The following is a 20,663-nucleotide window of genomic DNA, read 5'->3' on the forward strand; positions in this document are numbered from 1 at the left end:
GCCCGCCGGGCAACGGCCCGGCGGGCGGGCGTGTCGGCCGGGTCACACCCCGACCGCCTCCTCCATCTCCTCCTCCGCCGCGGGGGCGGGAACTGCCGGCGCCGGCGTGCCGCGCCGGGCCTCGACGGCCGCGGCGACGGCGACCGTGACGACACCGGCGGCCAGCCACGCCACCAGCGTCCACACGTGCCGCCCGAGCCCCGTGCCGTCGAAGTAGACGAGGCTGCGCGTGCCCTCGACGAAGCCGGCGCCGTTCCAGAAGGAGTGCAGGGCCGCGAAGAAGCCGTTCTGCAGCTCGGGCCGGTACACGCCACCGGCGGTGGTGAAGTTCAGCATGACGAACAGCACCATCACGCCCAGCGTGGTCCAGCGCCTGAGGAACGTGTGCAGCCCGGTGCCGACGAGCAGGATGCCCGCCGAGTAGATCCACGCCATCGTCCACAGCCCCGCCAGCCCCCGGTCGACCAGGTGGAAGACCGGTCCGGCGAAGACCACGCCGATCACGCTCACCACCAGCGACATCGCTGCGGCCAACGTCACACGCGCCCGCATGGCCAGCGCCCCGCCCGCGCCGCCGATCACGGCGACGGAGGCGTACGAGCCGATGCTCAGCGCGACGAGCAGGAAGAAGATGCCCTGGCCGGTGGGGTCGCCCTCGGCCGGCGGGACGACGTCGGTGACCTTCAGCGGGCTGCCCTGGTGCAGGGCGACGGGCGTGAAGACCTTCTGGACCGCCATGGCGGAGGTGTCCGACCCGGCGGAGGCGATCAGCAGCTCGGGCGAGCGCCGGTCGGGGACGTAGGCGCCGAAGACGTCCTGTTCCTTGAGCTGTCGTATCGCCTCGGTGCGGTCGGCGACCGTCCGCACCACCAGACGGTCTCCGGCCTTGTCCTCGATCGTCCGGGCCAGGGCCCGGGCGTCCGCTCCCTGCCCGACGACGGCGACGGGCATGTCGTGCGGGGCCGGGTGGGCGAAGGCGCCCAGGTAGGCCAGGCCCATGCCGATGCACATCAGGAGGGGGGTGAGCAGGTGGGCGAGTACGTGACGCAGTGCGCCGCCGGTCGTGCTTCTCATCGGCGTTTCCTCGGGAGGTCGGCGGTGGGGCAGGGGGTGGGGGCAGAGGATGTGGTCAAGGGCCGGGCGGTACGCGCCACCACGATGGTTGGCAAATACAACCCACCCATGAGGTTGTACTATACAACTACGACCTTGAGAGGAACTCCCGTGGCCCACCGTGACGAATCCGTGGCGACCATCCAGCGCGAGCTGACCGCGTTCGCCCGGCGCGCCCGCGCCACCGCCGCCCGCATGCACCCCGAGCTCTCGCTCGTCTCCTTCACCCTGCTCGCCCACCTGGAGGACCAGCAGGGCTGCCGGGCGACGGACCTCGCCGCCCACTACCTGCTCGACAAGTCCACGGTCAGCCGCCAGGTCGCCACGCTGCAGCGCCTCGGTCTGGTCGAACGCCGCGTCGACCCGGACGACCAGCGCGTGCAGGTGCTGCACCTGACGGCCGCGGGTGCCGAGACGCTGGCCGAGGTCGCCGCCAGCCGGCTGGCGGCCTTCCAGGAGCGGCTCGCCGACTGGAACGAGGACGACCTCGGCCGTTTCGCCGACTACCTCCTGCGGTACAACGCGGCGGCCCACGACCCGTCGGCGGACGGCCGGCCGGCCCCGGTGCCCGCACCCCCGGTCACTTCACGACGACCGTGACCTTCCAGGGGACGATGACCTGGGCACAGACGCGACCGCCGTCCGGAACGCACCTGCTGTAGGTGTCGACGGTCGTCGTCCCGGCTTCCCCGGCCCGGAAGTCCGCGGTGACGCCTCCGTCCGGCGACGCCGAGGAACCGGTCGGCAGGAGCACCCAGAAGTCGCCGGTCACCGGATTGCCCCACACCCACGTCGCCCCCGGGACACGGATCCCGGCGAGCCGGACCGTCACGACGTCACCGCTGTTCACCGTCACGGTCCGGCCGTGGTCCTTGTTCGTCAGCACCACCTCTCCCGCGGGCACGGTCGCCGGTGCCGACGCGGATACGGGCGCGGACGCGGACGCGGGCCCGGCGACCGCCACGGCGGTCAGCGCCAGCCCCAGGACGAACGGAACGGTCGGAAACCTCGTGGTTCTCACGTAGCCACCTCAACCCGTCGGAGAGCTTCCGTCGGTGACCCGTCTACACGCCCGCCGGCTCCGCCGCCGCCCCCTTTTCACGCCATCCTGCGCACCCCCCCCCGCCCCGGCGCGCCCGTCTCACTCGCCCAGCAGGCGCCGCACCACGCGGCCGAAGACCAGGCGGCCGCACCGATTCATCAGGGGGTCGGCCAGGCGCGGCTGCCCCTTGACGCGCAGCGCCTCCCGCCAGACGACGTACGAGCCCGCCGCCCGGGGGCCCGCGTCGCGCGGGCCCACCTCCAGTTCGGCCCAGCCGGTGATCACCGCACCGCGTTTCTCCAGTCGGCAGCGGCCGGGACTGGCGCCGGAGGGCGGTTGCCAGCGCACGACCTCCATGACGTCGTCGACGACCGCCCGGCCCGCCCCGGTCCGCGCCACGAAGCGCGTCCCCACGCCCGTCGGCGGTGTCGTCGTCACGACGATGCGGGTGAGCGGCACATGGTCCGCGTGGCGCGCCCAGTCGGTCAGCCGCCGCCACGCCTCGTCGGCGGACAACCGGCAGTCGTGCCGGACGAGGAAGGGCGTCATGGCCGCATCGTAGCCAGCGGCGCGGGCGGGGCCCCGGCCCGGCGCGCGTGCACGTCAGCGCCGCAGGTAGCAGCGCGTGGTGGTGGAGCCGGGCACGGTGTGGGTGCGGACGAGGTCGCTGAGGAAGTGCACCAGGAGCAGGCCGCGGCCGCCCGGCCGGTCCGGTGGGGGCGGGCACCGGCCGGCCAGCGGGTCGCCGATGTGGCCGCGGTCCTCGACCTCCCACACGACGTGCTCCGCATCGGCCCAGATCCGCACGGTGCCGCGGCCGCCGCCGTGCAGGACGCTGTTCGTCGTCAGCTCGGCGACGGCCAGGGCGAAGTCGTCGCGGCGGCCGGGCGCCAGGCCCAGCGCGACGGCGCGTTCGAGGACGAGGTGGCGGGCGTCGGGAAGGAGGTCGCCGTCGAAGGAGAACGAGAACACCGGCTCGTCGGGCGGGCCCGGCAGCGGCTCGTTGTACGCGGCGATGACCCCGTCCGGTGCGTAGGACCCGCTGACGAGCTCCACCCCGCCGCTGATGACGACGGGGTGGGTGGCGTGGGCGTCCGTCAGCACGTGGGGGGCGAGCCGGGACGCGTCGTACGGGCACAGGATGGTGACCCGGCGGCCGGTGAACGCGTGGTTGATCAGGGCCTCGTGCTGGGCGCAGGCGGGGTACTCGGTGGGCGAGCGGCCGGCCCAGATCGGTTCGCCGATGAGGCGGACGTGCCGGCCGGGGTGGGCGTCGGCGAAGGCCAGCAGCACCCGGGGGATGATTCTGCCCGGGTTGCGCCCGGCCTGCTGCATGTCCACGAACGTCACGCCCGACCCGTCCTTGCCGAGTTCCCCACGCAACAGCTTCAGGTTGTCCTCGGGGACGGCCACCGCGACCGGGTCCCCGGCCTCCAGCCCGGCCCGGACGAACGCCACGTTGGCCGACAGGTACTCGAACTGGTCGCGGTAGAACAGCGCCGGGTGTGTGAACACCTCCGCACCCGCCGTCGCTTCCCTCACTCCGTCACCCCGCTCACCCACACGCCGGACCAGTGCCCTCCCAGGATGGGGTGCAATCAGGGCGGTGGGGGCCGACATCATGGAACCGGTACCTCTCCCGCACCGCGGCCGGGGTCACTGCTCGGTGAGCAGGTGCCCGCGGAGTTTGGCGAGCGTACGGCTGAGCAGCCGGGAGACGTGCATCTGGGAGATGCCCAGCTCCTCCCCGATCCGGGACTGCGTCATCTCCTCGCCGAAGCGCATCCGGAGTATCTCCCGCTCCCGCCCGTCGAGGCCGGGCAGCAGCTGCTTGAGGACCTGGATGTTCTCGACCTTCTCCAGGTTCTCGTCGGTCGTCCCGATGCGGTCGGACCAGGGGCGCGCGCCGGTGCGGCCGCGCTGCGGTGCGTCCTCGTCGGTGGGCATGTCCAGGGAGTTGGCCCGGTAACCGTTGCTGGCGATCTGGGCCTCGACGATCTCCTCCTCGGAGAGGTCCATCACCTCGGCCAGCTCCTTGACGCTGGGGGAGCGGCCGAGGCGGCTGGAGAGCTCGTCGGTCGCCCTGGCCAGCTCGACCCGCAGCTCCTGCAGCCGCCGGGGCACGTGGACGGCCCAGCTGGTGTCGCGGAAGAAGCGCTTGATCTCGCCGGTGACGTAGGGGATGGCGAAGGTGGTGAACTCCACCTCCCGCGTCAGGTCGAAGCGGTCGATCGCCTTGATGAGGCCGATGGTGCCGACCTGGACGATGTCCTCCATCTGTTCGGCACGTGACCGGAAGCGGCCGGCGACGAAGCGGACGAGCGACAGGTTCATCTCTATGAGGGTGTTGCGCACGTACTGGTATTCGTGCGTTCCCTCCTCAAGAACCGTCAGCCGGTCCAGGAACAGCTTGGTCAGGGACCGGGCGTCCCGCGGGTCGAGGCCGGCCGGGTCCGCGATCTCCGGCAGCACGCCGGTCTCCGTCCCCGCCTCGCCCCGTGTGCTGGTCCTCTCGGTCCTTGCCGACCGCGTCGCATGTGTGGTGGTCACGCGCACACCCCTCCTTTGCTCTGCTGTCGGTCCGGCTTCTGCCCGTCAGCCGGTTCCTCATTCCCCTGCGGAGCGAATTTCTGCAGCGGGCCGGAAGAGGGGGGCTCCGGCGGGCGGATGAGATCCGGGGAGGGACGGGTGGTCAGTGCGACGGCAGGTGCCGGGCGAAGAAGGAGTGGACGCAACCGCGCACCGAGGGCACCGAGGTGGCGGGATCGATCGCCCCGACCAGTGTGCCCCGGTCCCCGGCCGTCATCAGCCCGGCGGCCTGCAACTGGGGCGCCAGGGCGGCGTAGTCGGTGAACACCCAGTGCGTGGCGTTGCGGAGCCGTCCCCGGCGGGTGCGCCCCCGGGGGTGGGCGAGCATGGCCGACCAGGAGCGGTTGAACCGCTCGTCACGGAAGCCGTCGGTCCCCAGCAGCAGGAGCGGCCGGTCCACCCCGTCGCGGGCGACCGGGAACAGCTCCCCTTCCCGGCCGGACGCGTCCGGCGGGTAGTCGAGGTACCCCTCCAGGTCGACCGCCGCGCGGACGCGGCGGTCCTCGTACAGGACTTCCGCGGCGGTCGTGCCACCCGCCGAGTGGCCGTACACGCCCACGCGCCGCAGGTCGAGCGCCCGGCCGAGGCCCGGCGGCAACGGCCGGCCCTCCGCGTCGGGGTTGTGCCCGGCCGCCAGCGCTTCGAGCCGGTCCAGGACGAAGCGGGTGTCCGCGATCCGTGTGCTGATCATGGTGCGGAAGAACTCCGGTGTGGGCGCTCCGCGCAGGACGGTGGGGCGCAGCTTCTCCCGGTGGGCCGTCGCGGTGGGGAAGTCCACCTCACTGGCGTCACCGGGGTGATCGATGGTCACCACCACGTACCCGCGGCTCGCCAGCTCTTCGGCGAGCCCGGTGCCCAGCGTGCGGGGATCGCCGCCGCCCGGGCTGTACAGCAGGACGGGGCGTCGAACGGCCTGTGCGGGTGCGTTCGTGTGCGCGTGGGTCGCGGTGGCCGCCCAGTCCACGCCGGTCCCCGGCACCTCCCGGTGCACTGCGTGGCCGGACTCCACGAACGACCGGGCGGCGTCGGCGGTCATCTGACGGGCGACCGGACAGCCCTGGACGGACCGGGCCGGGTAGAAGACGGTGGTCATCACCTCGCGGACGGGGATGGCGCTCTCCCAGGGGTCGCGCCGGGAGCGGTCGACCAGGTGCAGCGTGGTGACACCGATCCGGTGGGGGCCGGTCGGCGCCGGCAGCCGCAGGGTGACGGCACCGGCGGGGCCCGCCCCGCCCGCTGCCCGGGCCTGCGCGGCGCCGGCGCCCGTGAACAGCAGCGCGGCCGCTGCGACGGCGGACTTGGTGACGGTGCGCCGATCGACCATTCGATGCATGACTCTCCCCTTGTGGCTGTGTGACGTGTGTGGCTGTGTGACGCCGGTCCTTGCGCCTGCCGGTGGCCCCTGCCTTGAATGACGGGGGCATGACCTGAATGCTGGCGCGGGGCGGGGAGCGCGGGCGAAGGTTGAGGCCCTGGCCGAAACGATGGTGCGGGGCCGTCAGGGAGCGTAGTGATCCGGATCCACTTCACGGCAGCGGACCTCGCCGGCGTCCGGTTCGCGCCCCGGCCGGCGCCGCTGCAGGAGCTGAACACGGCCCTGCTGAAGATGTGCGTCCGTGATGACGAGCTGCTCTACGGCCGCTGGAGACAGCGGCTGCTCCGGACCCTGCCGGCCGCCGTGGACCCGCTGGCGGACCTCGTTCCCGCGCACGAGGCCCCGGCGTTCATCGACGTGTTCAGCGACACGCTGACGGAGGGGCTGGACATCGTCCGGGCGTCGCCCCCGGACCTGGTCCGCGCCGAAATCGAGCGCGTGTACGCCCGTCGTGCGGCACCGGCCCCGCTGTGGATCCGCGGCCTGCACCGCGGGGACGCCGACGCCTGGCACGTCCTGCGCCGCGCGCAGCAGACGGCGTTCGAGACGATCCTGCGCCCCGTGTGGCCCCTGGTGCAGGACCTGCACCACAAGGAGTTCGCCCGCCATGCGCTGGTGACCGCCGAGCACGGCATCGGCGCCGCGCTCGCCGCACTCGCGCCCGGCAGCCGGCTCCACGACGGCGTGTGGGAGGTCGAGGGACCCGGGGAACGGGACGTCAGGCTGTGCGGCCGCGGGCTGGTGCTCGTCCCCACCTTCCACTGGACCGGCCACCCCCTCGTCGCCGACCTGCCGGGCCGCCCCCTCCACGTCACCTATGCGGCCGGTCCGGGCCTGCCGCTCTCCCCGGCCGGGGCGGGTGGTGCCGGTGGCACCGAGGAGGCGTTGGCCGGGGTCCTCGGGCGCACCCGTCTCGACATGCTGATCCTGCTCGTGGACGAGCACACCACCAGTGGGCTCGCCCGCCGGCTGGGCGTCAGCAACGCCACCGTTTCCGCCCATGCCACGGCCCTGCGCGGCGCGGGCCTGATCAGCACGGCCCGCGCCGGACGCGCGGTCCTGCACCGGCGCACCGCGCTGGGCGCCCTGCTGGTGCAGCGGGGCGGAGCGATCCCCCGCCCCGGGGACGCCGGCGTCCGGAGCTCGCCGCGCCCGCGCCGGTGACCCGGCCGGCGGCTGCCTGCCATGATCTGCGACATCCTCCCCGGCTGCTTATGGTGCTCGTATGGGTGGAACGAGCGACGGCGACGGCCCCGGCTCCGGCGCCCGGACGTCCTCCGCCCCTGCCTCCGCCGGCAGGCGGCCCCGTGCCGGTGAGCGGTGGAGGGCCTTCCGCCACTCGCCGTTCTTCCCGGCCACGGTGCTCGTCCTCATCGTGGCCGCGGCCGCCGGCCTCTTCGCCGGCTCGTACACCTACGCCATGGCCAATCCGACGCCGCACAGCGTCCCCACCGCTGTCACCGGCGTGCCGGCATCCGAGGTCAAGCGGGCGGAATTCGTCCAGGGCATGGAAGAGGCGCTCGGGGCCGAGCTGACACTGCACCACTACGACACGTACGAGGCCGCCCGGAACGCGGTGGACGAGCAGCGGGTCTACGCCATCCTCCAGGAACGCCCCGGCACGGCCGAACTGGACGTCTCCGGTGCCTCCGGCGCCACCGTCGCCCAGCTGCTCGCCGAGACGGCGCCCCGCGTCGGCAAGGCCATGGGCGTGCCGGTGACCGTGCGGGACGTCACCCCCCTGCAGGAAGGCGACCCGCGCGGCCTCGCCCTCTTCTACCTCACCCTCGCCGCAGTGATCGTCGGCTTCGTCGGTGCCATCCAGCTCAGCGTCCACGCCCGCGAACTCAACCCGGCCGAACGCATCGCCTGCACCGCCGGCTACGCACTGCTGGGCGGATTCACCATCGCGGCGGTCGTCGACTGGGGACTGGGCGCGCTGCGTCTGCCGTTCGCGGAGTCCTGGCTGATCCTGGCCCTGACGATGTTCACGTCGGGCATGGTCTTCACCATGTTCAACACCCTGATCGGGCGGTGGGCGATGCTGCCCACGTGGGGCCTGCTGGTCCTGCTGGGCAACCCCTCCTCCGGCGGCGCGGTCTCCTGGCCCCTGCTGCCCTCACTCCTCGGCGAGATCGGCCGCTGGCTCCCCCCTGGCGCCTCCATCAACGCCCAGCACACGGCCGTCTACTTCGGCGGCCACCAGCACGTCTTCCCCTTCGCGGTCCTGGCGGCCTGGTCCGCCGTCTCCTGCACCGTCTTCTGGACCTGGCGCCACCGCCACCCGGGCGGCCGGGAGGGACCCGCGACAGCGGGTGCGCCGGCGGGGTGAGGGGGCGGAAAGGGGGGAAGTCGAGCGTTCGCTGCAGTTTCTTACAGTTTGATGTAGCGATCTAGCGCGCTGCGTGCGGAGCTGGTCTGGTCGGACGAGGGCGCCGAGCTGGGTGAGACGCGGCTCTGCGTACAGGGCGAGACGGACATCGACTTGTCGGCGGCCGAGGCGGACGCCCTCATCGCGCAGGCACAGGCGTTCGTGGACTCTCTGCGGGTGCTGCGGCGGCGGATGGGGTGAGGGCCTTGCTGGGGGGCCGGGGCGGCGGAAGGCTGCCCCGGCTGCAGGGTTCAGCCGGCTTCGGCTGTGGGCGGATTGAAGTGTGCTGTCAGGCCGGAGTTGTACTCCCAGAGGGCTTTGAGTGCGGGTGTGTCGTTGCCGGGCGGTTTGCCGCAGGGGCAGACGATCGCGTGCGGGATGCGGCAGTAGGCGGCTTCGGGTCCTGCGCTGTTGATGGCTGTGCCGTCGGACAGGACGGTCCACCGGGCTGGCAGCTGGCGTTGGTGCTCAAGCAGGACGTACCGGTGGTGCTGGGTCTGGTGCAGGTCTTGGAGGGATGTGCAATCGGGGCAGTGCGGTGACGGTGCGGTGGTGTCGCTTTCGCTTGGTTCGTAGGTGACCCCCATCTGAGGCAGCTTGCCGGTTCGATCTTGCCGGGGTCAGGGATTCGCTGGCCGTTTTGCTGGTGGTCGTAGGTATGAGTGGGCTGGTAATCAGCCCGCGGGGTGTCGCCGGGCCCGGTCGTGTACACGACGGCTGGCTGGTGGGGCGGTCTTGTCAAAGTTTCCCGGCCCGTCGGGGAGCCGGGGTCGTTCGGGCTGTGGAAGAGGGTGAGTGCGATGGCGGAGTGTGACCACGATTGGTGTGAGTGGAGCGGTAAGGCGCGTTGCTCGAAGTGCGGTGCGACGCAGAAAGGGCAGTGGTCCGCTGTGGGTCATGGCGGGGGTCGCGGTTGCGGCCCCCGTTTTTGTGTCGGGGAGGCGTGGTGCGTACTGACTGGGCGGGGTTGCCGGCAGGTGTGCGGGCGGCTGTGGTGGCAGAGGCGGGACCCGTGGTGGCGGTTGAGGTCGTGCCGCATGGGACCACCTGCTCGTTCACTGCGGTGTTGCGGACCGCGGCGGGCCGGGTGTTCGTGAAGGGCGTGCCGGTGGGCGATGAGCGTGGCCGGGCGGCGCAGGCAAGGGAGGTTGCGGTCAACACGCTGGTGACGTAGGCGAGTCCTCGCCTGCTGTGGCAGGTCGAGGCTGACGGCTGGAATGTGCTGGGTTTCGAGGCGGTGGACGGTCGGTACGCGGACCTGTCGCCGGGGTCGCTCGACCTGCCGCTGGTGGCCGCGGTTCTAGATGCTGCTCAAGGGCTGGTGGCCCCGGTGGGCGTGCCGCAGTTCGTTGACCGGGCTGATGGCGAAGTCTCCGCCCATCGTTAGCGGAAGTTCTCACAGTGAGCTGCCCAGGTCGACAAATCCGATGAGTTCGCGTATCCCGGAAGAAAGGATAAAATGGCCCTTTCGGGCCACTGGCCATATCGCCCTCACCCCTTGGTGGCGATCATTATGCGTGCCAAGCGGCTGATCGGCGTCTTCCTCGGCTTGGCTCTGGCCGTGTCAGTCTGCCTGTTCGCGCCTATGTCGGCGCACGCAGCACCGGCAGCACCAGATCCTTGTGCGGGGAAGCCGATCCTCACGAAGATTCAATGTCTCGCGGGATACCCGAGTGCCCGCAGTCTCCTCAACTACTACTGTCAGGTAGCGGTCTCGATAGGGCTTCTGAGTAAGTCGAACCCGCAGCTACTGGCTTACCAGATTTGCAACAAGATCATCCCGATCAACAGTTGAGGCTCCCGGCATTCATCCATTTGGTGCAAGCTCCAACGGACAACACAAGGAGCAGTCGCGCCGAAGGACGCGACATCGCAGCGTCGAAGTCCTGATGTGAAAGAAGGCCCCCGCCCGGAGCGTGGGCGGTGGCCTTCATGTGTCTCGGGGTTCAGCCCACGCAGTTGATCTGAACCAGCGTGATGGTGTCGTCGCCGATGAGGATGACGCCGGCAGTGTGGCCGTGGGCGATGGTGCGGAAGACGCCGTCGTCCATGCCGTACGGGGCGGAGTGGGCGATGGGGTCGGCGAGGGCGTCGAGCAGACAGACGGCGAGGTCGCGGCGAGCGTCGTCGGGGAGGCTCTTGTAGGTGGCGTGGAGGCTCGGGTCGATGTGGAGCCGATGGGTCACGCGGCACCTCGGCTGCCGTGGTCGGCGGCGGCACGGAGCTCGCCCTCACTCACGGCGATGAGATCAGCGGTGTAGGTCTCGGGAAGCCGGCCGTTCTCCCGGACCAGCGTCCGCAGGTGCTCGACTCGGTCCCGGCCGGCTTCGAAGTCCTCGATGAACCGGACCCAACGGTCGAGGATGCCCGGCAGGTTGCGGACGTCCGTGAAGGTGGCTTCGCGCATGAAGGTGGCGCGGAGCTCGGGGTGGGGGAGGGCGTGCGCGATGCTGTCGATGGTCCACGGCAGGTTGGTGCTCACGGGTCCTCCAGGCGTCGGCTGCTCGCGTGCTTCACGATATCGCAGGTGGTGTCACGGGCGTGTCCGATGGCCCGCTTGCCGTGTTGCCGGTCCATGGCTCGCCGAACGTCATCTGCCGCTCGTGCCAAGGGATCGCGCCGGGTGGGTTCACCTGCGATAGCCTCGCAACGGCGTATGTCGTACCGGTCGGTCCGGGCCCCCGTCCGTTGGCCGGCACCGATGTGACGGGCCGGTGCGTGTGGGCGCCTTTCCTCTTCACCGTGGGTCGGACGAGCGGAACGAGGCTGGTACATGAGCGACAGCACGCTGGACGACTGCTTGCCCGGGCCCCGCGGAGGGACGTCCCGCGCCGCCGGCGATCCCGTGGAGCCGGAACTGCGGCAACTGCTGGCGGGACTGACCGCCGTGCGCGACGGGGACTTCGGGATCCGGCTGCCGGACGGCGGCGAAGGGCTGCTCGGGGAGATAGCCACCGTCTTCAACGGGATGGTCGACCAGCTGTCGCTGTTCACCTCCGAAGTCACGCGCGTGGCCCGCGAGGTCGGCAGCGAGGGCATCCTGGGCGGTCAGGCCGACGTCAAGGGCGTCTCGGGCACGTGGCGGGACCTGACGGACAACGTCAACGTCATGGCCTCCAACCTCACCGGCCAGGTGCGTTCCATCGCCCAGGTCGCCACGGCCGTGGCCCGCGGCGACCTCTCGCAGAAGATCACCGTCGAGGCGAAGGGCGAGGTCGCCGCGCTCGCCGGGGTCATCAACGTCATGGTGGACACCCTGTCCGCGTTCGCCGACGAAGTGACGCGCGTGGCACGTGAGGTGGGCACCGAGGGCATCCTCGGAGGCCAGGCCCGGGTGCCCAACGTCGCGGGCACCTGGAAGGACCTCACCGACCACGTCAACTCGATGGCGAACAACCTGACCAACCAGGTGCGCAACATCGCCCAGGTGACCACGGCCGTCGCCAGGGGAGACCTGTCGAAGAAGATCGACGTCGACGCCCGCGGCGAGATCCTGGAGCTGAAGGAGACCATCAACACGATGGTCGACCAGCTCTCCGCCTTCGCCTCCGAAGTCACCCGCGTGGCCCGCGAGGTCGGCAGCGAGGGCCGGCTCGGCGGCCAGGCCGAGGTCGAGGGCGTCTCCGGCACCTGGAAGCGGCTGACCGACAACGTCAACGAGCTGGCCGGCAACCTGACCCGCCAGGTACGGGCCATCGCGGAGGTCGCGAGCGCCGTCGCCGAGGGGGACCTGACCCGGTCCATCACCGTCGACGCCTCGGGCGAGGTGGCCGAGCTCAAGGACAACATCAACTCCATGGTCGGGTCGCTGCGCGAGACCACCCGCGCCAACCAGGAACAGGACTGGCTCAAGTCCAACCTGGCCCGCGTCTCCGGACTCATGCAGGGCCACCGCGACCTCGCCGCGGTCGCCGAGCTGATCATGGACGAGCTCACGCCCCTCGTCGACGCCCAGTACGGCGCCTTCCACCTCGTCGAGGAGGACGCGACCGGCACCGTCCTCCGCCTCATCGGCTCCTACGGCTACCCCGACGACGCCGAACGCCCGCCCTGCATCCCCATGGGGCGTACGCTGGTCGGCCAGGCCGCCCGCAGCCGGCGCACCATCGTCGTCGACGGGCTGCCGGCCGGCTACGTCACCATCGGCTCGGGGCTGGGCCGCGCCGACCCGGCCAGCCTGATCGTGCTGCCCATCGTCGCCGAGGACCAGGTGCTGGGCGTCATCGAGCTGGCCTCGGTGACAGCGTTCACGCCTGTACACCGCGACTTCCTCGACCAGCTGATGGAGAACGTCGGCGTCAACGTCAACACCATCCTGGCCAACGCCCGCACCGACGAGCTGCTCGCCGAGTCCCAGCGCCTCGCCGCGGAGCTGCGCGCCCGCTCGGAGGAGCTCCAGGTCCAGCAGGACGAACTCCAGCGCTCCAACGCCGAGCTGGAGGAGAAGGCGGCGCTGCTCGCCTCCCAGAACCGCGACATCGAGCACAAGAACCTGGAGATCGAGCAGGCCCGCCAGGAACTGGAGGAGCGGGCCCAGCAGCTGTCCCTGGCCTCCACGTACAAGTCGGAGTTCCTGGCCAACATGAGCCACGAACTGCGGACCCCGCTCAACAGCCTGCTCATTCTGGCCCAGTTGCTGGCCCAGAACCCCACCAGGAACCTCACCGCCAAGCAGGTCGAATACGCCGGCATCATCCACTCCGCCGGTTCCGACCTGCTGCAGCTGATCAACGACATCCTCGACCTGTCGAAGGTCGAGGCCGGCAAGATGGACATCACGCCCGAACGGGTCCCGCTGCGCCACCTGCTGGAGTACGTCGAGGCCACCTTCCGCCCCATGACGGCACAGAAGGGCCTGGACTTCCGGATCACCACGGGACCCGGGCTGCCGGCCGACGTCCTCACCGACGACTCCCGGCTGCGGCAGGTCCTGCGCAACCTGCTCTCCAACGCCGTCAAGTTCACCGAGGAGGGCGGCGTCGAGCTGCGGATCGTTCCCGTCGGCGAGGCGCAGCTGCCCGACCCCGTCCACCGCGGCGGACCCGTCATCGCCTTCGAGGTGAAGGACACCGGCATCGGCATAGCCGAACACCAGCTGGAGACCGTCTTCGGCGCCTTCCAGCAGTCGGACGGCACCACCAGCCGCACCTACGGCGGGACGGGGCTGGGCCTGTCCATCAGCCGCGAGATCGCCTACCTGCTCGGCGGCGCCGTCACGGCCCGCAGCACCCTCGGGCAGGGCAGCACCTTCACCCTCTACCTGCCCGTCGCCCGCCCGGACTTCCAGGAGAGGAGCACCGCACCGCAGACGGGCGGCCCCGAGCAAGCCGTGGACGCCGACGGCACGGACGCACCGGCCGCCCTCACCACCGCTCCCGTGCCCGCCCGCCGCAGGGTGCTGGTGATGGAGGAACGCCCGCGCGGCCTGCTGTCCCTGGTCGCCGAGAGCGCCGTGGCCGACCTCGCCGACAGCCGGCGGACACGGACACCCGGCCGGACCGTACCGGTCGAAGCCGTCCCGACCGAGGTCGTCCCGACCGCGATCGTCACGGCCGAGGTCGTCACGGCCGTCAACGCCCAGGAGGCGGCGGCCTCGCTCGCCACCGGACCGTGTCACTGCGTGGTGCTGGAGGCCGGCATGCCGACCGGGGCGGCCCTGCGCCTCCTGGAGGCCATGGACGGCGATCCCGCGCTGAGCAGCGTCCCCGTCCTGGCGCACAACGGCCACCGCCTGGACGCCGCCCGGGAACGAGCCTTCCGGGAGCACGCCGCCAACCGGCCGGTCGAACTGCTCTCCAGCCTCGACGGACTGCGCGAACGCATCACCTTGCACCTGTCCGCCGGCGGCCCCGGCGAAGTCCTGCCCCCGGTCCGCGAGGACACCGCCGCACAGGCCGGGCCGCCGGCGGAAGGCGGTGACCTGGCCGGGCGGACCGTGCTCGTCGTCGACGACGACGCCCGCAACGTCTACGCGCTCACCGGGATCCTCGAACTGCAGGGCATGCGCGTCCTGCACGCGGAGAACGGCCGCACCGGCATCGAGACCCTGCAGCGGCACCCGGAGACCGACATCGTGCTGATGGACGTGATGATGCCGGAAATGGACGGCTACACGGCCACGGCCGCCATCCGGGCCATGCCCCGCCACGCGGACCTGCCGGTCGTGGCCGTCACGGCCAAGGCCATGCCCGGAGACCGGGAGAAGGCACTGGCCTCCGGGGCGAGCGCCTACATCACCAAACCCCTCGACGCCGACGACCTGATCGCCTGCATCCACCGCTCGCTGAACGTGTAGACCCTCCGCCCTACGGGTCGTTCGGGGTACCCGCCCCGGGCCGACACCGTCGCCACGACGAGGAGCAGCCACGTGGTCACCCCCCGACAGCCCGAGCGCAGCGAGCAGCGGAGCAACGCGGCCCCCGACGACGAACGGGCCCGGCCCGGCGGCCCCGACGGCCCGGCGGGAGGCGGCGGCCCGGGCGGTTCCGGGGGCACCGCCTCGGCCCTGGGCCGGCTGGCCGACACCGTCGACCGGCTGCGCCGTGAAGTGCGCGAGGCCCACGCGGCGGCGGACGGCCGGGCCCTCATCGAAATGGCCAAGGGCATCCTGGTCGAACGCCTGCGGTGCGGCCCGGTGCAGGCGGACCGTCAGCTGGCCTCCCTGTCAGCCCGGGCCGGCGTCACCCGCCTGGAACTGGCCGCCGACATCATCAGCCAGGCCGCCCACGACCGCCTCGCCGAGGTGACCGCGAGCTTCATCGCCGACGTCGGCGCCGTCCCGCCCGCGGCCGACGGAACGGCCGGAAGGACGGCCGGCGGAACGGCCGGCGGGACGACTGCCCGGGCGACGGGACGAGGAGCCACCGCGGTCCCGTCCGTGGCGGTCCGGCTGCGCACCGCCGAGAGCGGCGCGCTCGCCGCCGATGACACCCAGGCGGTCGCCGAATCACTGCTGGCCCACGCCCTCGCCCCGTTGGGCGCGGTCGCCGTCGCCGTGTGGGCCGCGCGGACCGACGCCTCCCTCGCCCTGGCGGGATGCGCCGGACTTCCGGCGGAGGAAGCAGCACGCTGGCACTACGTGCCTCCCGCCGTGGCCACCCCCGCCCGGCGCGCCCTCACCGAGCGGCGCCAGGTGTCCTTCCCGGTGCTCAAGGACGCCTGCCTGCCGTCCGTCGGACACCGCGAACTCCCCGACGGCGGCCGCGTGGCCGTCCCCGCCGAAGCCGGCGGGCGCATCCTGGGCGTGCTGGAGATCTGCTGGCCCCGCCCCCTGCCCTCGCAGTCTCCGCAGATCCGGCGCCAGCTCGAAGCCCTCGCCGAGCTGTGCGCGCACACCCTCGAACACTCCTCACCCGCCGCGGCCGGTCCCTGCCCCGCCCTGCAGCCCTGCGCGGCCGGCGGCGTCGGAGAGCTCGTCGACCTCGCCGACGGCATCCGTGACCCCGCCCTCGTCCTGCTCCCGGCCCTCGACGCACACGGCAGGCTCGGCGACTTCCGCATCCACCACGTCAACCGTCACTTCGTGGACCCCCTCGGCCGGCCCGCGGGCGCGGTCACCGGTGCCCTGCTGCTGGAGGCGTACCCGATGGCCGCGGGCCACGAGGGACTGTTCCACACGATCGAGCGCGTCCACGCCACCGGTGAACCGTTCCGGGCCGAGCGCATCACCCTCACCACCGTCGTCGACCACCAGATACCGGTCACCTCCCTCGCCGACATCAGCATCAGCCGCCACGGCACCTGCCTGCTGCTCGTCTGGCGGGTCGAGGACGAGGCGGTACGGCTCGCCAACCTCCTGCAGCACGCCCAGCGCCTCGGCCGCATCGGCGGTTTCGAGGAGAGCACCACGACCGGCGAGATCACCTGGAACCAGCAGCTGTTCTCCTTCTACGGACTGCCCTCCACCGCGCGGCCCGTGCCCCTCGAACAGCTGCCGGCCTTCGCCCACCCCGACGACTCCGCGACCATCGGCCGGTTCCTGCGCACCCTCCTGCACCACCGCCGCCCCGCCTCCACCGACTTCCGGCTGCGCAGGCCCGACGGCATCGCCCGGCACATCCGCATCGTCGGCGAGCCCGTCCTCGACGCAGCCGGCCGGCTGCTCGCCGTGCGGGGCGCCTACCAGGACATCTCCGCCCAGCACTGGACCGAGGTCGCCCTGGCCGCCACCAGGGACCAGCTCGCCCACACCGAACAGCAGGCCGCCGAGCGCAACCGCCTGACGCTGCAACTGCAGCACGCCATCATGCCGCCCGCGCGCGGCCCGATGGACACCCCGCACCTGCACATCGCGGTGCGCTACCGCCCCGCGGAGAAGGACCACCTCGTGGGCGGCGACTGGTACGACGTCGCCACCCTGCCCACCGGGCAGACCCTGCTGTGCGTCGGGGACGTCGCCGGACACGGCATCGACGCGGCCACGGACATGGTCGTCCTCCGCAACGCCCTGCGCGGCCTCGCCGCGACCGGCGCCGGCCCGGCCCAACTCCTCGCCTGGCTGAACGTGGTGACGTTCCACCTCACCGAACGCGTCACCGCCACCGCCGTCTGCGGCCTCTACGACCCCGCGAGCCGCGTCCTGAGCTGGGCGAGGGCCGGGCACCTGCCGCCGGTGCTGATCCGCCGGGGCCACGCGGACGCCCTCCCGCTCATCAAGGGCCTCCTCCTCGGCGCGGTGCCCGAGACGCGGTACGAGGAGAGCCGGCTCCAACTGGAACCGGAGGACGTCCTGCTCATGTACACGGACGGGCTCATCGAGTGCAAGGACCGTTCGCTGCACGACGCGCAGCGCCAGCTCCTGACGACCGGCGACTGCTCCACCGACACCCTCGAACAGCGCCTGGACAAGCTGCTGTCCCGCAGCAGCGCCGACACCGACGACGACACCTGCGTCATCGGCATGCAACTGCGCTGAGCGCAACCCGGTCACACCCCGGACCGGCCGTGACGTCGTCATGCCGTGACGCCAGATGCGTCACAGCGAAAAGACGGGGCAACCCCTAGAGTGCCCCGCATGAAGATCATCGACCTGGCTCCCGGCGACGCACGGCTCCTGTCCGACCTCCTCCCCGTCCTGCGCGAACTGCGCCCGCACCTCACCGAGGACCTCTTCCGCGAGATCTACGACGAGGGGCACGGCCTGGGCCTGCGCTTCACGGCCGCGTACGACGACGACGGCCGGTGCGTGGGCGCGGCGGGCTGGCGCGTGGTCGTCAACACCAGCACGGTGCGCTCGCTGTACGTCGACGATCTCGTCACCGCCTCCGACGCGCGCTCGACCGGCGTCGGCCACCACCTCCTGACGTACCTGCAGGACCACGCGCGCGAGACCGGCTGCCACCTCTTCACCCTCGACTCCGCCACGCACCGCACGGACGCCCACCGCTTCTACCTGCGCGAGCGGATGGCCATCGCCGCCTTCCACTTCCAGAAGGAGCTCGGCTGACCCCGGCGGGAGCCGCCCCCCGGCCAGGGACGTTCGCCCCTGGCCGCCATGGCCGGTGAGCTATGTTGAGCGGGAAAGGCGAGAAGGAGGCCCACCGGTGCGATCAGGGCAGCGGGCACGTGCACAGGCGTCTGCGATCACTCCGGGAAGGCGCTCTCCGGAGACGGAGCCCGCCCCCGCGGACAAGGTCCGTGCGTTGTTCGGCGGCCACCGGCTGTCCCCCGCACAACGGCGCATCGCGCAGTACATCACCGACCACCTCACCGAGGCCGCGTTCCTGTCGATCACGGACCTCGCCGAGCGCGTCGGGGTGAGCCAGCCGTCCGTGACCCGCTTCGCGACCTCCCTCGGCTTCACCGGCTACCCCGCCCTGCGCGAGGCGCTGCAGCCCATCGCCCTGAGGGCGGTGGCCGGCTCCCCGGGGACGGGGCAGGCGGACCGCAGCAACGAGCTGCAGGCGGCCGTCGACGCCGAGATCGCCAACCTGGAGAGCCTGCGCAGGGTGTTCGCCGACACCGACCGGGTACTCGACCTCGGCCGCGAGCTCGCCCGGTCCGTTCCGCTGACGATCCTGGGCCTGCGGATCTCCGTCTCGCTGGCCGAGTACGTCGCCTATGCGGCGAAGCGCATCCACCCCGACGTCCGCCTCGTCTCCCGCGGGGGCACCGTGGCCTACGACGCGCTGCTCCAGGCGCGGGAGGCGGGCGGCACGTGGGTGCTGGCGTTCGCGATGCCGCGGCACGCCAACGAGACGCTGGCCGCCATCCGGGCCGCCCGCAGCACGGGGCTGCGCGTCGCCCTGATCACCGACGTCACGCTGGGGCCGCTCGTGGAGGAGGCCGACGTGGCGTTCACGGCCGGCACCGGCTCCCGCCTCGTCTTCGACTCCTACGCGGCGCCCGGAGTGCTCTCCGCGGCGATCCTCCAGGCCATGGCCGACGCGGACCCCGAGCGCACCCAGCTGCGCCTGGAGAAGTACGAGCAGGCGGCGGAGCAGCACGCCTTCTTCCTGGACTGACGGCCGCCCACCCAAGCCGTCCCGGCCGGGACGTTTTCAGGCCCCGAGCTGCATGAAATTTTTCATACCCTTGCGTACTCGGCGGTAAATATATTTACTGCACTTGGCACAGCGCAGGGGCCGACGGCCTCCTCGTCGACCCGCGTGGTGTGCCCGTACGGGTGGTCCGCTCCCCTCGGACGCCCCGTTCGGCCCCGGCCGGCCCCTGGGCCGGGGCCGCAGCCTTCCTTCCGCGCCCCGGCAAGCCGCAACGCCTCACCCGTTCGGCCTAATGCCCTCGCGCTCCTCTCCGCGTCCACGCTGGTCAAGAGGGGTCCGGCCCCCCGCCCGCCGCGAACCCATGCCGCCCGCCTGTCCCGGGTGGCGCAGTGGTGCTGAGCTGGTAGAGGGGTCCCTCGGGGCAGTGCAGGCAGCACAGAAGGGATGCGGATCATGTCGATCAGGATCGGGAACAGGAGCCCCTGCAGGTGCCTCTTCGTCCCGCCGCACATTCTCGATCACATCGCCAAGGTCACCGCGGTGAGCGACGCCAAGCCCCATCCGGCGACCTTGACCGCGGCGGCCAGTAAGCAGCTCCGCGACCAGAGGAGGCGTGCGGTCGTCGACCTCGTCGCGCTGACCGCCGCACAGGAGGGCCAGGCGCGGCGCGTGATCTTCGACTGCGACCGGGGCGTCGACTTCGACGCCGCCCGGAAGGTCCGGGGAGAGGGCGACCCCCCTGTCGGCCAGCCCACGAGCGCGGATGCGGCGTACGACAGCGTCGGAGCGGTGCTGGACTACTACAGCAAGGTCCTCAGGCGCAACAGCCTGGACGACCTCGGCATGGACATCGACGCCTATGTGAACTACGGGGAGAACTTCGACAACGCCTTCTGGGACGGCTCCCACATCGTCCTGGGGACCGGGGACGGGGAGATCTTCACCGACTTCAGCCAGTCCCGCGAGGTGATGGGCCACGAACTGGCCCACGGCGTGGTCGAGCACACCGCGAACCTGGAGTACAACGGCCAGTCCGGGGCGTTGAACGAGCACTTCGCCGACGTCTTCGGCAGCCTGGCCGACCAGCATTCCCAGGGGCTGACCGCGCAGAGCGCCAACTGGCTGATCGGCGACGAGATCATGGCGCCGGGCCTGTACGGGGAGGCGCTGCGGTCGATGGCCCACCCCGGCACCGCGTACGACAACCCCCTCATGGGCAGGGACCCGCAGCCCGCACACATGCAGGACTACTACGCGGGCCCTCTGGACAACCAGGGCGTCCACCGCAACAGCGGCATCCCGAACCGGGCCTTCTACCTCACGGCCGCGGAGATAGGCGCCGACGAGGCCGGCCTGATCTGGTTCCAGGGCCTGCTGAACCTCTGGCCCACCGCCACGTTCCCGGACGCGGCGACCGTGATCAGCGCCCAGGCGAGGATCCTCGTCCGCGACAAGGTGGTCACCCACCGGAACGGCGTTCAGGCGGTGCGCTCGGCCTTCCGGGCGGTGGGGATCCTCTGACCGGCTGCCAGGCCGAGTGGCCGGCCGGCTGACGGACCGGCCGGCCGGGAGTCACGTATGCGGCCCTGCCGGCACCGGCAGGGCCGCTTTCTCGTGCGCCGAGCGGCGGGTCGGCGATTACTTGACATTTTTAACTGTTGGTATTTACATCGAAGCAGTTGCTTGAGGCTATCAAGTAAACCGTCGTCCGCCCCGCACCCGCAATCGAGG

Annotated in this window: 19 protein-coding genes; 10 read left to right on the forward strand and 9 right to left on the reverse strand. The window is 71.7% G+C overall.

Annotated features, from left to right (window positions below):
- Nucleotides 1–42 precede the first annotated feature (42 nt).
- Nucleotides 43–1,074, reverse strand: coding sequence for a hypothetical protein (locus LE181_RS03210; RefSeq protein WP_225659369.1), 1,032 nt, complete (start codon nucleotides 1,072–1,074; stop codon nucleotides 43–45).
- A 150-nt stretch (nucleotides 1,075–1,224) separates the two neighbouring features.
- On the opposite strand from LE181_RS03210, the gene LE181_RS03215 reads away from it, so the two are divergent.
- A complete protein-coding gene (locus LE181_RS03215) occupies nucleotides 1,225–1,713 on the forward strand; it encodes a MarR family winged helix-turn-helix transcriptional regulator (RefSeq protein ID WP_225659370.1) in 489 nt (162 codons plus the stop codon).
- On the opposite strand, the gene LE181_RS03220 is transcribed toward LE181_RS03215, so the two are convergent.
- From LE181_RS03220 to LE181_RS03240, 5 genes are all read right to left on the reverse strand, one after another.
- The gene (locus LE181_RS03220; RefSeq protein WP_225659372.1) at nucleotides 1,694–2,134 is read right to left on the reverse strand and encodes a hypothetical protein; all 441 of its coding nucleotides are present in this window, start codon (nucleotides 2,132–2,134) and stop codon (nucleotides 1,694–1,696) included. The genes LE181_RS03215 and LE181_RS03220 overlap by 20 nt on opposite strands.
- 120 nt (nucleotides 2,135–2,254) lie before the next feature.
- Entirely contained in the window at nucleotides 2,255–2,704 is a 450-nt protein-coding gene (locus LE181_RS03225; RefSeq protein ID WP_225659373.1) for an SRPBCC family protein, read from the reverse strand.
- Between the two features lie 54 nt (nucleotides 2,705–2,758).
- Nucleotides 2,759–3,670, reverse strand: coding sequence for an anti-sigma factor RsbA family regulatory protein (locus LE181_RS03230; RefSeq protein WP_225659375.1), 912 nt, complete (start codon nucleotides 3,668–3,670; stop codon nucleotides 2,759–2,761).
- Between the two features lie 141 nt (nucleotides 3,671–3,811).
- Nucleotides 3,812–4,705: an RNA polymerase sigma factor SigF gene (locus LE181_RS03235; protein ID WP_372458223.1), complete on the reverse strand. Its 894-nt coding sequence runs from the start codon at nucleotides 4,703–4,705 to the stop codon at nucleotides 3,812–3,814.
- 142 nt (nucleotides 4,706–4,847) lie between these two features.
- Entirely contained in the window at nucleotides 4,848–6,068 is a 1,221-nt protein-coding gene (locus LE181_RS03240; protein ID WP_372458234.1) for an alpha/beta hydrolase family protein, read from the reverse strand.
- Between the two features lie 186 nt (nucleotides 6,069–6,254).
- Between LE181_RS03240 and LE181_RS03245 the strand changes: the two genes are divergently transcribed.
- The 3 genes from LE181_RS03245 to LE181_RS32575 all read left to right on the forward strand — a co-directional run bounded on the left by LE181_RS03245 (nucleotide 6,255) and on the right by LE181_RS32575 (nucleotide 8,691).
- Nucleotides 6,255–7,283: an ArsR/SmtB family transcription factor gene (locus tag LE181_RS03245; RefSeq protein WP_225659378.1), complete on the forward strand. Its 1,029-nt coding sequence runs from the start codon at nucleotides 6,255–6,257 to the stop codon at nucleotides 7,281–7,283.
- A 61-nt stretch (nucleotides 7,284–7,344) separates the two neighbouring features.
- Entirely contained in the window at nucleotides 7,345–8,451 is a 1,107-nt protein-coding gene (locus LE181_RS03250) for an ABC transporter permease (RefSeq protein WP_225659379.1), read from the forward strand.
- Between the two features lie 69 nt (nucleotides 8,452–8,520).
- Nucleotides 8,521–8,691 carry a DUF6907 domain-containing protein gene (locus LE181_RS32575; RefSeq protein ID WP_372458236.1) on the forward strand — a complete coding sequence of 57 codons (171 nt, stop codon included), beginning with the start codon at nucleotides 8,521–8,523 and terminating at the stop codon, nucleotides 8,689–8,691.
- Nucleotides 8,692–8,741: 50 nt separating this feature from the next.
- Here the strand turns inward: LE181_RS32575 and LE181_RS03255 are convergent, their stop codons facing one another.
- Nucleotides 8,742–9,077 carry a DUF6083 domain-containing protein gene (locus LE181_RS03255; protein ID WP_225659380.1) on the reverse strand — a complete coding sequence of 112 codons (336 nt, stop codon included), beginning with the start codon at nucleotides 9,075–9,077 and terminating at the stop codon, nucleotides 8,742–8,744.
- Between the two features lie 359 nt (nucleotides 9,078–9,436).
- On the opposite strand from LE181_RS03255, the gene LE181_RS03260 reads away from it, so the two are divergent.
- The gene (locus LE181_RS03260; protein ID WP_225659381.1) at nucleotides 9,437–9,664 is read left to right on the forward strand and encodes a hypothetical protein; all 228 of its coding nucleotides are present in this window, start codon (nucleotides 9,437–9,439) and stop codon (nucleotides 9,662–9,664) included.
- Between the two features lie 772 nt (nucleotides 9,665–10,436).
- Here LE181_RS03260 and LE181_RS03265 read toward each other — a convergent pair.
- Together LE181_RS03265 and LE181_RS03270 are read right to left on the reverse strand one after the other, a co-directional pair.
- Nucleotides 10,437–10,676 (reverse strand): hypothetical protein, encoded by a 240-nt coding sequence (locus LE181_RS03265; RefSeq protein ID WP_225659382.1) that lies wholly within the window; start codon nucleotides 10,674–10,676, stop codon nucleotides 10,437–10,439.
- Nucleotides 10,673–10,972 (reverse strand): hypothetical protein, encoded by a 300-nt coding sequence (locus LE181_RS03270; protein WP_225659383.1) that lies wholly within the window; start codon nucleotides 10,970–10,972, stop codon nucleotides 10,673–10,675. The genes LE181_RS03265 and LE181_RS03270 overlap by 4 nt, the downstream gene beginning before the upstream one ends.
- 291 nt (nucleotides 10,973–11,263) lie before the next feature.
- Between LE181_RS03270 and LE181_RS03275 the strand changes: the two genes are divergently transcribed.
- From LE181_RS03275 to LE181_RS03295, 5 genes are all read left to right on the forward strand, one after another.
- Complete coding sequence (locus tag LE181_RS03275; RefSeq protein ID WP_225659384.1) at nucleotides 11,264–14,785, forward strand: hybrid sensor histidine kinase/response regulator; 3,522 nt, start codon at nucleotides 11,264–11,266, stop codon at nucleotides 14,783–14,785.
- Nucleotides 14,786–14,857: 72 nt separating this feature from the next.
- Nucleotides 14,858–17,404 carry a SpoIIE family protein phosphatase gene (locus LE181_RS03280; RefSeq protein WP_225659385.1) on the forward strand — a complete coding sequence of 849 codons (2,547 nt, stop codon included), beginning with the start codon at nucleotides 14,858–14,860 and terminating at the stop codon, nucleotides 17,402–17,404.
- Between the two features lie 99 nt (nucleotides 17,405–17,503).
- Nucleotides 17,504–17,935: a GNAT family N-acetyltransferase gene (locus LE181_RS03285; protein ID WP_225659387.1), complete on the forward strand. Its 432-nt coding sequence runs from the start codon at nucleotides 17,504–17,506 to the stop codon at nucleotides 17,933–17,935.
- 97 nt (nucleotides 17,936–18,032) lie between these two features.
- On the forward strand, nucleotides 18,033–18,953 hold the full coding sequence (locus LE181_RS03290; protein WP_225659388.1) for a MurR/RpiR family transcriptional regulator: 921 nt from the start codon (nucleotides 18,033–18,035) through the stop codon (nucleotides 18,951–18,953).
- Between the two features lie 432 nt (nucleotides 18,954–19,385).
- Nucleotides 19,386–20,453: a M4 family metallopeptidase gene (locus tag LE181_RS03295; RefSeq protein ID WP_225659390.1), complete on the forward strand. Its 1,068-nt coding sequence runs from the start codon at nucleotides 19,386–19,388 to the stop codon at nucleotides 20,451–20,453.
- Nucleotides 20,454–20,663: the final 210 nt, after the last annotated feature.

The sequence above is a fragment of the Streptomyces sichuanensis genome, from assembly GCF_020328095.1.
GTDB lineage: Bacteria > Actinomycetota > Actinomycetes > Streptomycetales > Streptomycetaceae > Streptomyces > Streptomyces cinnamoneus.

Excerpts from the sequence above, each read along its gene's own strand:
- LE181_RS03210 (WP_225659369.1), bottom strand. The coding sequence starts at position 1,074 with ATGAGAAGCACGACCGGCGGCGCACTGCGTCACGTACTCGCCCACCTG.
- LE181_RS03225 (WP_225659373.1), bottom strand. The coding sequence starts at position 2,704 with ATGACGCCCTTCCTCGTCCGGCACGACTGCCGGTTGTCCGCCGACGAG.
- LE181_RS03240 (WP_372458234.1), bottom strand. The coding sequence starts at position 6,068 with ATGGTCGATCGGCGCACCGTCACCAAGTCCGCCGTCGCAGCGGCCGCG.
- LE181_RS03250 (WP_225659379.1), top strand. The coding sequence starts at position 7,345 with ATGGGTGGAACGAGCGACGGCGACGGCCCCGGCTCCGGCGCCCGGACG.
- LE181_RS03255 (WP_225659380.1), bottom strand. The coding sequence starts at position 9,077 with ATGGGGGTCACCTACGAACCAAGCGAAAGCGACACCACCGCACCGTCA.
- LE181_RS03275 (WP_225659384.1), top strand. The coding sequence starts at position 11,264 with ATGAGCGACAGCACGCTGGACGACTGCTTGCCCGGGCCCCGCGGAGGG.
- LE181_RS03285 (WP_225659387.1), top strand. The coding sequence starts at position 17,504 with ATGAAGATCATCGACCTGGCTCCCGGCGACGCACGGCTCCTGTCCGAC.
- LE181_RS03295 (WP_225659390.1), top strand. The coding sequence starts at position 19,386 with ATGTCGATCAGGATCGGGAACAGGAGCCCCTGCAGGTGCCTCTTCGTC.